The following is a 14,013-nucleotide window of genomic DNA, read 5'->3' on the forward strand; positions in this document are numbered from 1 at the left end:
ACATGGGTCGAAGGAACGCAGTAAAGGCATCCGCCGAGGACGGATGCCTTTGTTGGTTTTTGGACTGGACTAAGCGGAAGTTCCGCATCAATCGGATTTTCCCGCAAAGCTTGGATTACGCCTCTACGGCTTCATTCCCTGCCGCTTCTGCCATCGCAGCCCGTGCTTTGGCAGCTGCATTTACCTGCTCGTCGGCATGGTAGGATGAGCGGACGAGCGGGCCTGCTTCGCAATGGCTGAATCCTTTGGAAATGGCAATTTGCTTCAGTTCATTGAATTCGTCAGGCGTGTAATATTTTTCGACCACGAGGTGCTTTTTTGTCGGCTGCAGATATTGGCCGATTGTCATGATGTCGACGTTATTGGCGCGAAGGTCGTCCATAACCTCGAGGATTTCTTCCCAAGTTTCGCCAACACCAATCATAAGACTTGATTTTGTCGGGATGTCAGGCTGCATTTCTTTTGCCCTGCGCAAAAATTCGAGCGAACGATCGTATGTTGCGCGCGCGCGGACTCTCGGCGTGAGCCTCCTGACCGTTTCGATGTTGTGGTTCAGGATATCCGGGCGGGCATCCATCAGCGTACGTAGGTTTTCTTCAACGCCGCCCATATCGGATGGGAGCACCTCGATGCTTGTGAATGGATTTTTTCGGCGGATGGCGCGGACTGTTTCCGCGAAAACGGCCGCTCCCCCGTCACGAAGGTCATCACGTGCGACCGCAGTTATGACAGCATGCTTCAAGTTCATTTGTGCTACGGAGTCGGCTACGCGTTCCGGTTCCTGAAGGTCGAGCTCGGTAGGCAATCCAGTTTTCACGGCGCAGAAACGGCAGGCGCGGGTACAGATATCGCCAAGGATCATGAACGTCGCCGTCCGCCTGACCGCCCAGCACTCATGGATGTTCGGGCAGCGCGCTTCCTCACACACCGTGTGGAGGTTTTTGTTGCGCATCATTTTTTTCAGCCCTGTGTAGTTTTCGTTCGTATTCAATTTTATTTTCAGCCATTCAGGCTTGCGCAATGGGGTCTTTTTTGTTGTCATGTCATCCACTCCAATGAATTATGTACGGAATGCTATCTCTTTTGAACTGTAACACACTCAGGAATACCCTTTCAAGAATAAGTCTCTCACTGGCAATTATTGTGGCTTATGAAGCGGGGTCCAATGAGGCAAAATACAGAAAAAGCCGGGCTGAAAGGAGGGTACCCTGATTTGAAGATACTGTTATCGTTGCTGGCGCTTTTGGTGCTGCTGTCCATTCCTGGTCTTGAAGGTGCTTACGCGGAGGAACTGGACTTGGACAAGGCAAGGCTTCAGCTTTATAGAAAAACGGAGGCGGCAACCGGCATTCCGTGGTATTATATTGCTGCAGTCGACAGATATGAGCGGAATGTCCGCCTTTCCCGCAAGGATTTGCCTGATCCGGAGGGTGCCATTTCAATTTATTTTTCCCCGGAAACATGGGCGGGCGCTGCGAACCCTAACCCGGAAGATAAAAATCCTGTATCCATTGCCTTTTTTGATGGGGCGGGGATTGACGGGAACGGGAACAGAAAGGCGAGCCGTTTTGAGGATGAGGACGTCCTCCATGCTTTTGCCAACCATGTACTTAAGTATGGCTCGGATAATGAGAACTTTCGGATTGCGCTATGGGAGTATTACCATCGTGACAAAGCTGTCGGCATTATTATGGGCTTTGCAAAGGTTTTCAGCCAGTTTGGCCGGATTGACCTCGAAGGGAACGCCTTCCCTGTGCCATACCGGAGCAACCATAGCTATAAAAACACATGGGGTGATGCGCGTGGCTGGGGTGGCCGCCGCATGCACGAAGGAACAGACATCTTTGCCGGCTACGGGGTTCCGGTGCGGGCGACAAGCTATGGGACCGTCGAAATGAAGGGCTGGAACCGGTTTGGCGGCTGGCGGATTGGCATAAGGGATTTGAATAATAATTATCACTATTACGCGCATATGAGCGGGTTTGCCAAGGATATTAATGTTGGGGATGTTGTTGAACCGGGCAAGCTGATTGGCGGAGTCGGCAGCTCAGGATACGGGCCGCCTGGAACGTCCGGGAAATTCCCCCCCCACCTCCACTACGGGATGTACAAGGACAATGGTTTTACAGAATGGGCGTTTGATCCTTATCCGCATTTGCGCAAGTGGGAACGCATGGACAAGAAGGCCAAACGAAGATAACGGGCGGCTTTTTTGTCTCTTTTCTTGTTTTGGGTTTTAGAGTTTGGTTTTCAGTAGCCGCTCTTGAAGGATTCAAAAAAGCCATTCCGGGCTGTCCGGAATGGCTTTTCCAATTCATTTAGTTAGCTTTTTTTGATTTGATCGCCGCGTTCGCGATGCTTGCGACGAGGCCTCCCCATATGATGACGATCCCGACGACCATCATTGCGATTGCATCTCCAGCCATAGTATTAAACCTCCCTTTCATCAGGCACGTTCAGGCTGTTTTTGCCCCAGCGGAGGGACATGAAGACGAATCCTACCACAACAGCCGCGATGGCAACGCCCCAGCCCGCGTAAAGCAGGAAGGATGTTGGATAGCCTTCGTAATTTTCCTTCAAATTGTTAATGAAGTTCTGGACAGTCATATACCCTAGGACAAGCGGTGTGATGGTGGACAGGGAAACCTTCCACCAGCTGCCGATTCTTATGTCGGAAATGGCGTTTGCGTGATCCTGCAGGTTCGTAAGCTTTTTGGCGATCCAGGCGACAAGGACGACTTCAAAGAGGCCGGCAATGACGATACCGAACTGGTTGATAAAGTTGTCGACCGCATCAAGCAGATACAGGCCGCCCTGTGTTGCATAAAGGATAGAAACAAGAGCGGAAAGTCCTCCGCCAATCATAACCGACTTTGTCCTTGAGACATTGAATTTGTCCTGGACTCCAGCTACGAATGTCTCGACAATAGAAATGAGTGATGTTAATCCCGCCAGGAACAGGCAGGCAAAGAACAGAAGCCCGAAAAATTGGTTAAATGCAGGAAACTCGTTGATGATTTGCGGGAATACCACAAATGCCAGCCCGATTCCCGATTTAACGACTTCGTTAACCGGCACGCCCTGCTGCTGGGCCATGAAGCCAAGCGCAGCGAATACGCCGATACCTGCGAGCAGTTCAAAGCCGGAGTTCGCAAAGCCTGTAATAAAGGCGTTGTTTGTCAGGTCCGTTTTCTTTGGCAGATAGCTTGAATACGTGACCATGATGGCGAATCCTACCGACAAGCTGAAGAAAATTTGGCCGTATGCGGCAACCCAAACCTTAGGGCTCGCGATTTGATGCCAGTCCGGCTTGAAGAACGCATTAAGGCCTTCGACAGCACCGTCAAGCGTAAGGGCGCGGACAACAATAATCAAAAACAGGACAATAAGGGTTGGAAGCATGAATTTATTCGCTGCCTCGATCCCTTTTTTAACACCCTTAAACAGGACTCCCAGCGTAATTCCCCAAACGAGAAGCAATGGAATGAAAACGCCGGGGACAAGCCCGATAAATTCACCCGGATTTGGTGCTACCTTCAGGTAGTTTTCAAACAGGAATGTGCCCGGGTCTTTCCCCCATGAAAGGTTAACAGAGAACCATGCGTAGGAAAGCGCCCATGCAATGATAATCGGATAATAAGTTGAAATGACAAACGAAATGGCGACTTGCCACCAGCCAAGCCATTCGAACTTTTTATTCAGCCGCGCAAATGTGAGCGGCGACGACCCTTTATACTTATGGCCCAGCGTAAATTCAAGAATGAGCAAAGGAATCCCTGCTGTCAAAAGTGCGAACAGGTAAGGGAAAAAGAATGCTCCTCCTCCATTTTCGTACGCTACCGCCGGGAATCTCCAGATGTTCCCCAAGCCAACTGCAGAACCGATTGCAGCCAGGACAAAGCCTGCGCGTGTTCCCCATTGCGGTCTATTTTCCATAAACAAATACCCCCATGAATCTTTCGATTAAAAATTTGTATTTTTCAGATTTTTGAAATCATAACGTTAGTATATGGATTCTCGGGTAGCCTGTCAACTAAAAAATCGTTATTCTAATATATTTTTTCTAATTATTTTATTTACATTTAAATACTTTGCCGAAATATTACTAAAATTTAAATAATATATAGCATAAAAGGAAAATATAGGATTATTGGTGATTCTTCTCAGTAAATTTATAACTTTCTTTTTTGCCTTTAAAAAATATCACGTTTGGAAAATAATTGAAAGGTTCATTGAAATTATTTGTTGAAAAGTATTTCTTTATACAAATGCTTTTTTAAAAGTGAAAGTGATGGCGGGAACGGGGGCTGAAGCAGGACCGGGATCATAGTTTCCCTACGTGTGAGCAGGAGTGGCTGGGGGTAGCGGAACCGGGTTCATGGGCCAATTTTTAAAAGAAAAGGCATTCACCGTGTACGGGTGGATGCCTTGTGTGTTTAAATCATTCGTGGCAGGGCGTTCCGGCCGGTCATGCCTGCGTGGATTCCGCGCTTTTCGGCTTCCTGGGTGACGGATTCGAGCGGGGCATCGAGGAGTTCGTCGATTGTTTTTACGCCTACCGCCCGTCCGGCAACGATTTTCCTGTCCCTTAGTTTGCGGTTTAGCAGGCCGATGTCGAGCGCGCCGCACATAATGTAGCCGGAGCCGCCTGTGATGATGAGGAGGGTCGTCCTGGGGAGTTTCACTGTGATTCCGAGGAACGTGTTCCCGCCTACTTCCAGTGGTGTTACGTCAATCATCCGCCCACTCCTTTCCCCTGTCCCTATTACTACTGTATGCGGGTGCGGAGGGAGAGTGAACTTGTCCCCCCGCCCTGGCAACAATCTCCGGCGGTGGAAAATGCGAAAAGCGCCTTTCGCTTCGTGCAAAAGGCGCTTGTGTGCCTAGATTCGGTTCAGTTTCCATTCGAGGACGTCGCGCAGGAATTCCGGCATGTAGTAGTATTTGGTTTCGGACCTGACGATTTGCGGAAAGAAGCGGCCGAATGTGAACATGTCGGGGATGGCGACGATGTACTTCGCGTCCGGGTCAATCCGTTTTCCATTAATGAGGAAGTCCTTTTCCCTCTCGAGGACCTGAATTCGGTCGTACACAAATTTCCCCATGACCGTCCCGCGGAATCCCAGCCCCTTTACTTCGATGTGCGGCAGGCTTTCCTCACGGGTCATGCGAAGGATTTCCTTCAGTTCATCCCCATCGAGCGTTACCGTGCAAGGATTGATTGGGTGCGGGCAAACGGACAGCAAGTCGAACTTTGACACGGCTCCTTCAAGCGGGCCAAGGATCAGGCCGGCGTTTAAAAAGGCGCAGTCGGCATCGCACCACTCCCTCAACGCTTCGCATAAAAGCTGGGGCAAATCCGAGTCGATGAAGAAATCGGCGGTCAGAGGCTCAACTTCGGCGACCTTTTTTTCAAGGAGGCTCCGGCCCATTTCGAATAGTGCTTCTGTTTCATTTAGTTCCGATCGTGCACGGGCAACGCCTTCTATTGGGTAAAGATGGGCAGATTTGCTGCTGATCTGGCTGTTTTCAATTTCCAATGTGACGTGGCCGGCAAAGTTTCCATATTTCCCGGCCGCGGCAAGGAGAGTGCCGTTTACGAGTTTGCCTTCCTGAAGGACGTGATGGGTATGCCCGCCCAGAATGACATCGATTTCGGGAAACTCTTCCGCAATCCGTTCATCTTCATAGATCCCAAGGTGGGAAAGAAGAATGATGACGTCGGACTGCTCTTTAAGGGCAGGAAGCTGGCGCTTAAGTTCCTCGAACGGGTCTGCCAGACGCCAGCCGAGCAGCTTGTAAAAAAGCGCGAAATAGGCGGTCAGTCCAATCGCGCCAACTTTTGTCCCGGCCGCTGTCGTATAAATGCTAAACGGTTTTGCCCAATCGGGGCGCTGCCCATATTTGTTGTAAACATTTGCAACAAGAATGTCGAAGCTTCTTTTCTGAAAAAGGGTGTTAAGCCCTTCATACGGGAGGGTAATTCCTTCGTTGTTGCCAATGGTGACGGCGGTGTAGCTGGCCTCTTCCAAAAGCGCGGCATTCCCCTTCCCCATCGTCCCCTCGGTGTACGGATGCCAGCGGTCGACATGGTCGCCGATGTCAAAAACAAAAACTTCCTCCCCTGCTTCCCGATGCTTTTTCACACGATCGCGGATGAGGCGGCTGATTTTCGGCCAGTTCTCAAAATGGCTGTGTAGGTCGTTTGTGTGGTAAATATGTATCTTTTCCATCTGTTCGCTTCCTTTGCTTTAGAAGAAGGTACAAGCAATCTGTTCATGCAATATCGGACTCTTTGGAGTATCCCGATTATGGTATACCTGTAGTGGGTGTTCTGCGTTACCCGAAGACGCCCTCATAGATGAGGCGAAAGCCGATAATGACAAGAATGATGCGCAATATCAGGACAATCGTTTTGCTTTGCAGCCGCCTGTTCAGGTATACGCCGATTTGCGCGCCGATCCATGCTCCTGGGACGAGCGCTGCGGCATAGAGCCAGTTGATGTTTCCGAGCGCGATATGGGCGGCCGAGCTGATGATCGAGGACAAAAATATCATGAACATCGATGTCGCGACGGCCACATGCGGCGGGAAAAAGAAGAGCAAAATCATTGCCGGCACCATGAGCGATCCACCCCCGACGCCGAATATGCCGGATATGAAGCCGATCGCAAGGGAAATCATTATGCCAAGCAACGGGTTAAATCCGTACTCGAACGTTTTCCCTGTCTGATCCGTATACGCCATCGCATAGCCTGAATCCTTTTTATACGGAAGCGGCTTGATCCGGTTGCGGAGGACCATGACGGCGGAAACAAACAGGACGAACATACCAAAGTAAAGATTAAAGGTGTGCACATCAAGATGCTTGACCATCCATGCGCCGAAAATCCCGCCCGGAGCGCTGCCAATCAGGAAAATGAGGCCGCTCTTGTAGTCTACTGTCTTATGTTTGATATAGCCAACAGTTGAGGAGGCGCCGGTAAAAATCATTGTAAAAAGCGAGGTTCCGACGATTTGCTGGGGCGTGATGTCCGGAAAGACGCCGAGCGAGCCAAGGTAGAGAAGCGCCGGGACGATGATAATTCCGCCGCCGAGTCCGATGAGTGAACCAAGGGCGCTTGCCGCCACTCCAAGCAATATAATGAATATCCATTCCATTTGTATGTTAGTCTCCTATTGTTGCGCGCACCAGCGTGCTGTTTGCGTGGTGTTTGCTGATTCTATATGAGTATAGTAATGGGTGGCATGGGCCAGTTTTTCAAAAAAAATTTGTCTTACGGCGTAAGTCTGGTGTTTTTAAAAAAGGTCCAGCTGCCGCGGTGCGAGGATGTCGTATTCAATGCCGAGGATTTCAATCATTTCCTTGGCATTTCCCGCTGCGTCCCCGCCCGAGTTATTGTTGAACAAAACGTAAAGGTCCTTGCTTTGTTGCTGGAGCTGTTTCAGATAGTTTGCCCATTCTTCCAGCTCCTCGCGGTTGTATTTATATAAATAGCGCACCTCGCGCCAATTTTTTGCGTTTTTCTTTTGCCAGCCGTGCACGTTCCTGCCGTGAAAGCGGACGAGCGTTTTGTCGGGGTGGGTTGCTTCAAGGACAATCGGGATGGAACCCGAGCCTGCCTGCGGCTCGTCGCAAACGGAGTGTATCCAGTTTTCATGCCTGAGGAAGGTTAGTGTTTGCTCGCGGAACGCCGGTGAGTACCAGGATTGGTGCCTGAATTCGATGGCGCACGGAATATCGCCCATCTCGGCTTTACAGAAGCGTAGGTAGTCGACATTTTCCTTTTTGCATTCAAACCATGGCGGGAACTGGAACAGTGCCATGGCAAGCTTGCCATGCTCCAAATAGGGCGTAAGCGACTCCTTAAACGCCGCAAACATGTCCGCTTCCGTCGCGAACGGGCTGTCGCCTCGCTGGTGGCCGGTCATTCCCTGATAGGCTTTGACGATGAACTGAAAGTTGGCGGGGACCTGCTCAACCCATCTCACAGAGTTCTTTATGGGCTGAATGGCATAAAAGGCCGCGTCTACCTCAACAACCGGAAAATGGCCCGCATATTCGCTTAACTTCTCACGGGCGGGCATTCCCTGCCGATACAGGCTGTCATGGTCCCCCCACCCCGTCACTCCAATATAAATCATACAATCCCTCCAGTCCCATCATAGCACAATAGACCCAAAAACCACCTTTTTCACGTCTTTTTCCCGAGGGAGAGGAAACTAAACACTGATTTGGGTTGGGTGGGGGCAGTACGAGATAATAAGGGGCCGTGCTTTTGGTAGTGGTGACGGGATAAGCTGGATTCGTGTCAAAAGTTCGGGAGATTTCTGACAGCCCTGGCATTGAAATCGGGGTTCGTGTTGAAGTTGGCGGGACTTCTGACAGCTTTGGCGGTGAAATAAGGATTCGTGTCAGAAGATAAGGGGACTTCTGACAGCTTGGGCCGTGAAATAAGGATTCGTGTCAGAAGATGAGGCGACTTCCGACAGCTTTGGGCCGAAAACTTGGATTCGTGTCAGAAGATGAAGGGACTTCTGACAGCTTTGGCCCGAAAACTTGGATTCCTGTCAGAAGCTGAGGGGAAAGTCTCTCTCCCACAAACACATCTTGGCCAAAACAAAAAMCCGCCCGCCACATGGGCAGACGGTTTTGAAAACCAAAATATTAACCAATAGAACCTTCCATCTCAAACTTGATGAGGCGGTTCATTTCAACGGCATATTCCATTGGAAGTTCTTTCGTGAATGGCTCGATGAAGCCCATGACGATCATTTCAGTTGCTTCTTGTTCGGAGACCCCGCGGCTCATCAGATAGAAGAGCTGCTCCTCGGAAACCTTGGAAACCTTCGCTTCGTGCTCGAGCGAAATGTTGTCGTTCAGGATTTCGTTGTACGGAATCGTATCCGAAGTCGATTTGTTATCCATGATCAGCGTGTCGCACTCGATGTTGGAACGGGCACCGTCCGCTTTGCGTCCGAAGTGGACGATACCGCGGTACGTAACCTTTCCGCCGTGCTTCGAGATTGATTTTGACACGATTGTTGAAGATGTGTTTGGCGCCAGGTGGAGCATTTTCGCGCCCGCGTCCTGGTGCTGCCCTTTCCCTGCCAATGCGATCGACAATGTCAAACCGCGCGCACCCTCACCACGAAGGATGACAGCCGGATACTTCATTGTCAGCTTCGAGCCGATGTTGCCGTCAATCCATTCCATAGTGGCGTTCGCGTCACAAACCGCACGCTTCGTTACGAGGTTGTAAACGTTGTTCGCCCAGTTCTGGATGGTTGTGTAGCGGCAGTAGGCATCCTTCTTGATAATGATTTCCACGACCGCGCTATGCAGTGAATTCGTGGTGTAGACAGGTGCCGTACAGCCCTCAACATAGTGGACACTTGCCCCTTCATCCACAATAATCAGTGTCCGTTCGAACTGCCCCATGTTTTCGGAGTTGATGCGGAAGTACGCCTGGAGCGGAGTGTCGACCTTCACGCCTGGCGGTACATAGATGAACGAGCCGCCGGACCAGACCGCCGAGTTCAATGCAGAGAACTTGTTGTCGGTCGGAGGGATGACCGTCGCCCAGTGCTTGCGGAAAATCTCTTCGTTTTCCTTAAGCGCGGAGTCGGTATCCTTGAAGACGATGCCCAGCTTTTCAAGGTCTTCCTGCATATTGTGGTAAACTACTTCCGATTCGTACTGGGCGGAAACTCCGGCCAGGTACTTCTGTTCCGCTTCAGGGATTCCGAGCTTGTCGAAGGTCGCCTTGATTTCCTCAGGCACCTCATCCCACGAACGTTCAGTTTTTTCGGAAGGCTTGACATAGTAAGTGATTTCGTCGAAGTTCAACGAATTCAGGTCGCCGCCCCATTGTGGCATAGGCATATTGTAGAAATGCTCGAGCGATTTCAGTCGGAAATCGAGCATCCACTGGGGTTCTTCCTTCATTTTCGAAATTTCCTCAACGATCTCGCGCGTCAGCCCGCGCTTCGACCGGAAGATGGAAACGTCCCTGTCGGCAAAGCCATATTTATAATCACCGATTTCTGGCGCTTTTTTAGCCATCACCGTTTTCCTCCATTCTTAGGTTTTTAAAGGCCTTTATTGGGAAAAAGTGCTTTGCGTCCACGCCCAGTACCGGCAGCCCGGCCTGTTCCCTGCACGCACAGCGTTGCAAAAGGCTGTCAAACCTATTCTTTAGTAGCATCCGCGAGTCCTTTTTCCATCGCTTTCCATGCCAGTGTCGCGCACTTGATCCGTGCCGGGAACTTCGAAACGCCTGAAAGGGCTTCGATGTCGCCGAGGTCAAGATCGTCGCCGTAGTCTTTTCCCTGCATCATATCGGAGAAAATGGTGGACATCTTGAGGGCATCCTCGATTTTTTTCCCTTTGATTGCCTGCGTCATCATCGAAGCGGAAGACATTGAAATCGAGCAGCCTTCCCCTTCGAACTTCGCATTCGTTACAATTCCGTCTTCAACGTTCATTGTCAGCTGGATCCGGTCGCCGCAGGTTGGGTTATTCATATTGACCGTCAGGCTGCCATCCTCGAGAACCCCTTTGTTGCGGGGGTTTTTGTAGTGGTCCATGATCACCTGGCGGTAAAGCTGATCCAAGTTATTAGAAGACATCGCTGAAATACTCCTTTGTTTTGACAAGGCCGTCAACGAGCCTGTCAATATCCTCTTCCGTGTTGTACAGATACATGCTTGCCCTAGCCGTGGCCGAAGCCTTCAGCCACCTCATCAGCACCTGTGCGCAGTGGTGGCCCGCGCGGACGGCAATGCCTTCCGCGTCAAGGACAGTGGCGACATCATGCGGATGGACGTCGCTGATATTGAAAGTCACGATGCCGGTACGTTTGGAAGGATCCATCGGCCCGTAGATCGTCATACCTTCAATTTTGGACATCTTGTCTAGCGCGTAGGCACCAAGTCTCCGGTCATGTTCTTCGATAGTTTCCATGCCTATTTCCTGCAAAAAGTCGATTGCCGCACCAAGGCCGATGGCGCCCGCGATGATCGGGGTGCCGGCCTCGAACTTCCACGGAAGCTCTTTCCAGGTTGATTCGAAATCATGGACGAAATCAATCATTTCGCCGCCGAATTCAATCGGATCCATATTTTCCAAAAGATGCTTTTTCCCGTATAATACCCCAATTCCGGTCGGACCGCACATTTTATGGCCGGAAAACGCGAAGAAATCGCAATCCAAATCCTGGACATCCACCTTCATATGGGGTGCGCTCTGGGCGCCGTCAACGACCATGACCGCGCCATTTTCATGGGCGATTTTGGCGATTTCCTTGACCGGGTTCACTACGCCGAGCACGTTGGAAATATGGACGACGGAAACTATTTTCGTGTTTTCCGTAATCGTATTGCGCGCATCATCGAGAGAAATTGTGCCGTCTTCCTGAAGCGGCATGTATTTCAGTGTGGCGCCGGTACGTTTTGCTACCTGCTGCCACGGGATGATGTTGCTGTGGTGTTCCATCGGGGTAATGACGATTTCATCGCCTTCCCGCAAATTCGCCGTGCCATAGCTGTGGGCGACAATATTCAGAGCTGTCGTCGTCCCGCGCGTAAAAATGATTTCCTGGGTCGATTTGGCATTGATGAACTTTCGCGCTTTTTCCCGCGCCCCTTCAAAGGCATCGGTCGCCCTTGTGCCGAGTGTGTGGACTCCGCGATGGACGTTGGAATTATACTCGCGATAGTATTTATCTAGCGCTTCAATGACCTGAACCGGTTTTTGGGAAGTCGCGCCGCTGTCAAGGTAGACAAGTGGATTTCCGTTTACTTCCTGGTTCAATATTGGAAACAGCTGGCGGATTTCGGCTGAGTTAATCATCTTACTTTCCTCTCAATCACTTCTGTCAACTGCTTTTTAACGCCTTCAATCGGCAGCTGGTTGACAACCGGCGCAAGGAAGCCATGAATGACAAGGCGCTCTGCCTCGGTCTTCGGAATCCCCCGGCTCATTAGATAGTACAGCTGTAATGGATCTACACGTCCAACAGACGCTGCGTGGCCCGCGGTAACATCGTCTTCATCAATAAGCAGGATCGGGTTTGCATCCCCGCGTGCTTTTTCGCTTAGCATCAGGACGCGTGATTCCTGAACCGCATTCGCTTTGGATGCGCCGTGCTCAATTTTGCCGATACCGTTAAAAATTGATGTCGCGCTGTCTTTCATGACGCCATGCTTCAGGATGAAGCCTTCTGTATTTTTACCAAAATGGACAATTTGGGTTGTAAAGTTCTGAACTTGGTCCCCGCGCCCGACTACAACTGTTTTCAGGTCGCCGTGGGAGCCGTCGCCGACAAGTTTGGTCACGTTGTCGGAAATGGTGTTGCCGTCATTCATTTGGCCAAGCGCCCAATCAATCCTGGCATCCCTGCCGGTAACGCCGCGTCGGTTAACATAGGTCGTGATTCCTGCGGCCAGGGTGTCAACTGCACCATATTGCAGGCGGGAATTCGTCCCGACGATTGCTTCGCTGATGATATTGAACACGCCTTGTCCATCGACAGTTGAAATGTAGTTTTCAACATATGTCGCCGAGCTGTTGTCCTCAACAACTACAATGACATGGTTGAACAGGTTCGTTTCGGCATTGTCGTGCAGGTAAACGGCCTGGATTGGCTCACTTACTTCAAGATTCTTAGGGATGTACAGGAACGCGCCCCCGTTCATCAATGCCGCATGAAGGGCAGTGAGTCGGTGCTCGTCAATCTGGACAGCCTGGTTCATGAAGTAACGGCGCAGCAGGTCGCCATGCTCTTTCGCTGCCGTGAAAATATCTGTAAACACAACGCCCTTGTCTTTCAGTTCCTGTGACAGGGAAAGATAGGCTGGCGTGTTGTTCCGCTGAATATACAGGTTCTTTTGGCCTTCGATGTCGATAAGCGCCTTGACATCCTCGGAAAGGTCATTCAGGGATGCGTACGGCTCGCTCTCGACTGTGTGGCGTTCGAACTTTGTAAAGTTCCACTTGTCGATCTTCGTTTTATCGGGCCTTGGCATTGGCAGAGAGTCGAGGCTGGCAAGAGCCTTCAGACGTAATTCCTCAAGCCATGCCGGTTCGGCCTTATCTTTTGAAAAAGAGCTGATGAACTCTTTGTCAAAAGGCAAAATGGTTTCAGTAGTCATCTCTAGTCCCCCTAATGCTTATGCTTCTTGGCCGACAGTTTCATCTTCAATGCCAAGCTCTTGCTTGATCCACTCGTATCCTTCTTCTTCCAGGCGCTTCGCAAGTTCCGGTCCGCCCGATTTTACGATACGGCCCTGCATCATGACATGAACATGGTCAGGAGTAATGTAGTTTAGAAGGCGCTGATAGTGTGTAATAATTAAACATCCGAACTCTTCGCCGCGCATTTTATTGATTCCGTTGGAAACAACCTTGAGCGCGTCGATATCAAGACCGGAGTCGATCTCGTCAAGAATGGCAATTTTCGGCTCAAGCATCATGAGCTGAAGGATTTCGTTCCGCTTCTTTTCACCGCCGGAGAAACCTTCATTCAGGTAGCGCTGGGCCATGTCCTGGTCCATTTCAAGGAAGTCCATTTGGGAATCCATCTGGCGGATGAATTTCATTAATGAAATTTCATTGCCTTCGCCCCTGCGGCTGTTAATGGCTGAACGTAAAAAGTCAGCATTGGTAACACCGCTGATTTCGCTTGGATATTGCATCGCAAGGAAAAGCCCCGCACGCGCGCGCTCGTCAACTTCCATTTCAAGGACGTCATCGCCGTCAAGCGTAATGGAACCGCCTGTTACTTCATATTTAGGATGTCCCATGATCGCGGAAGAGAGAGTTGATTTCCCAGTTCCGTTCGGGCCCATGATTGCGTGGATTTCCCCGCCTTTTACTTCAAGGTTTACACCCTTCAAAATTTCTTTCCCTTCGATCGCGACATGAAGATCTTTGATCGTTAAAGTTGATCCACCCATTTCAATACCTCCGCTACTAATGAGGAAGTCTGCCCGGCTGTATTGCGGAAACTT

Annotated in this window: 13 protein-coding genes; 1 reads left to right on the forward strand and 12 read right to left on the reverse strand. The window is 50.5% G+C overall.

Features of this window, described 5'->3' with window-relative positions; all coding sequences use genetic code 11:
- Positions 1 to 115: 115 nt before the first annotated feature.
- Positions 116 to 1,042, reverse strand: a complete 927-nt coding sequence (gene lipA, locus ADU24_RS16250; protein WP_053367598.1) for a lipoyl synthase — start codon at positions 1,040 to 1,042, stop codon at positions 116 to 118.
- Between the two features lie 123 nt (positions 1,043 to 1,165).
- On the opposite strand from lipA, the gene ADU24_RS16255 reads away from it, so the two are divergent.
- Positions 1,166 to 2,200: a M23 family metallopeptidase gene (locus ADU24_RS16255; protein WP_082306948.1), complete on the forward strand. Its 1,035-nt coding sequence runs from the start codon at positions 1,166 to 1,168 to the stop codon at positions 2,198 to 2,200.
- A gap of 118 nt (positions 2,201 to 2,318) precedes the next feature.
- Here ADU24_RS16255 and ADU24_RS23095 read toward each other — a convergent pair whose 3' ends face one another.
- From ADU24_RS23095 to sufC, 11 genes are all read right to left on the reverse strand, one after another.
- Positions 2,319 to 2,426: a methionine/alanine import family NSS transporter small subunit gene (locus ADU24_RS23095; protein WP_156324605.1), complete on the reverse strand. Its 108-nt coding sequence runs from the start codon at positions 2,424 to 2,426 to the stop codon at positions 2,319 to 2,321.
- A gap of 4 nt (positions 2,427 to 2,430) precedes the next feature.
- A complete protein-coding gene (locus tag ADU24_RS16260; RefSeq protein WP_053367599.1) occupies positions 2,431 to 3,936 on the reverse strand; it encodes a sodium-dependent transporter in 1,506 nt (501 codons plus the stop codon).
- A 500-nt stretch (positions 3,937 to 4,436) separates the two neighbouring features.
- Positions 4,437 to 4,739: a YunC family protein gene (locus tag ADU24_RS16265; RefSeq protein WP_053367600.1), complete on the reverse strand. Its 303-nt coding sequence runs from the start codon at positions 4,737 to 4,739 to the stop codon at positions 4,437 to 4,439.
- Positions 4,740 to 4,883: 144 nt separating this feature from the next.
- Entirely contained in the window at positions 4,884 to 6,233 is a 1,350-nt protein-coding gene (locus tag ADU24_RS16270; protein WP_053367601.1) for a bifunctional metallophosphatase/5'-nucleotidase, read from the reverse strand.
- A gap of 106 nt (positions 6,234 to 6,339) precedes the next feature.
- Positions 6,340 to 7,161, reverse strand: coding sequence for a sulfite exporter TauE/SafE family protein (locus ADU24_RS16275; RefSeq protein ID WP_053367602.1), 822 nt, complete (start codon positions 7,159 to 7,161; stop codon positions 6,340 to 6,342).
- A 138-nt stretch (positions 7,162 to 7,299) separates the two neighbouring features.
- Positions 7,300 to 8,145 (reverse strand): DUF72 domain-containing protein, encoded by an 846-nt coding sequence (locus ADU24_RS16280; protein ID WP_053367603.1) that lies wholly within the window; start codon positions 8,143 to 8,145, stop codon positions 7,300 to 7,302.
- Positions 8,146 to 8,668: 523 nt separating this feature from the next.
- The gene (gene sufB / locus ADU24_RS16285; protein ID WP_053367604.1) at positions 8,669 to 10,066 is read right to left on the reverse strand and encodes a Fe-S cluster assembly protein SufB; all 1,398 of its coding nucleotides are present in this window, start codon (positions 10,064 to 10,066) and stop codon (positions 8,669 to 8,671) included.
- Positions 10,067 to 10,191: 125 nt separating this feature from the next.
- The gene (gene sufU / locus ADU24_RS16290) at positions 10,192 to 10,632 is read right to left on the reverse strand and encodes a Fe-S cluster assembly sulfur transfer protein SufU (protein WP_053367605.1); all 441 of its coding nucleotides are present in this window, start codon (positions 10,630 to 10,632) and stop codon (positions 10,192 to 10,194) included.
- Positions 10,622 to 11,854, reverse strand: a complete 1,233-nt coding sequence (locus ADU24_RS16295) for a cysteine desulfurase (protein ID WP_442853743.1) — start codon at positions 11,852 to 11,854, stop codon at positions 10,622 to 10,624. Before ADU24_RS16295 ends, sufU begins: the two co-directional genes overlap by 11 nt.
- Positions 11,851 to 13,155: a Fe-S cluster assembly protein SufD gene (sufD, locus tag ADU24_RS16300; protein WP_053367606.1), complete on the reverse strand. Its 1,305-nt coding sequence runs from the start codon at positions 13,153 to 13,155 to the stop codon at positions 11,851 to 11,853. Before sufD ends, ADU24_RS16295 begins: the two co-directional genes overlap by 4 nt.
- A gap of 18 nt (positions 13,156 to 13,173) precedes the next feature.
- The gene (sufC, locus tag ADU24_RS16305; RefSeq protein ID WP_053367607.1) at positions 13,174 to 13,959 is read right to left on the reverse strand and encodes a Fe-S cluster assembly ATPase SufC; all 786 of its coding nucleotides are present in this window, start codon (positions 13,957 to 13,959) and stop codon (positions 13,174 to 13,176) included.
- Between the last annotated feature and the right edge of the window lie 54 nt (positions 13,960 to 14,013).

The sequence above is a fragment of the Bacillus sp. FJAT-27245 genome, from assembly GCF_001273955.1.
Taxonomy (GTDB): domain Bacteria; phylum Bacillota; class Bacilli; order Bacillales; family Cytobacillaceae; genus Bacillus_D.

What these genes read in the sequence shown, in the direction of transcription:
- ADU24_RS16295 (WP_442853743.1), bottom strand. Translation starts at nt 11,854, where the DNA reads ATGATTAACTCAGCCGAAATCCGCCAGCTGTTTCCAATATTGAACCAG.
- sufU (WP_053367605.1), bottom strand. Translation starts at nt 10,632, where the DNA reads ATGTCTTCTAATAACTTGGATCAGCTTTACCGCCAGGTGATCATGGAC.
- sufC (WP_053367607.1), bottom strand. Translation starts at nt 13,959, where the DNA reads ATGGGTGGATCAACTTTAACGATCAAAGATCTTCATGTCGCGATCGAA.
- ADU24_RS16270 (WP_053367601.1), bottom strand. Translation starts at nt 6,233, where the DNA reads ATGGAAAAGATACATATTTACCACACAAACGACCTACACAGCCATTTT.
- sufB (WP_053367604.1), bottom strand. Translation starts at nt 10,066, where the DNA reads ATGGCTAAAAAAGCGCCAGAAATCGGTGATTATAAATATGGCTTTGCC.
- ADU24_RS16265 (WP_053367600.1), bottom strand. Translation starts at nt 4,739, where the DNA reads ATGATTGACGTAACACCACTGGAAGTAGGCGGGAACACGTTCCTCGGA.
- lipA (WP_053367598.1), bottom strand. Translation starts at nt 1,042, where the DNA reads ATGACAACAAAAAAGACCCCATTGCGCAAGCCTGAATGGCTGAAAATA.
- ADU24_RS16260 (WP_053367599.1), bottom strand. Translation starts at nt 3,936, where the DNA reads ATGGAAAATAGACCGCAATGGGGAACACGCGCAGGCTTTGTCCTGGCT.
- sufD (WP_053367606.1), bottom strand. Translation starts at nt 13,155, where the DNA reads ATGACTACTGAAACCATTTTGCCTTTTGACAAAGAGTTCATCAGCTCT.
- ADU24_RS16280 (WP_053367603.1), bottom strand. Translation starts at nt 8,145, where the DNA reads ATGATTTATATTGGAGTGACGGGGTGGGGGGACCATGACAGCCTGTAT.
- ADU24_RS16255 (WP_082306948.1), top strand. Translation starts at nt 1,166, where the DNA reads ATGAGGCAAAATACAGAAAAAGCCGGGCTGAAAGGAGGGTACCCTGAT.
- ADU24_RS16275 (WP_053367602.1), bottom strand. Translation starts at nt 7,161, where the DNA reads ATGGAATGGATATTCATTATATTGCTTGGAGTGGCGGCAAGCGCCCTT.
- ADU24_RS23095 (WP_156324605.1), bottom strand. Translation starts at nt 2,426, where the DNA reads ATGGCTGGAGATGCAATCGCAATGATGGTCGTCGGGATCGTCATCATA.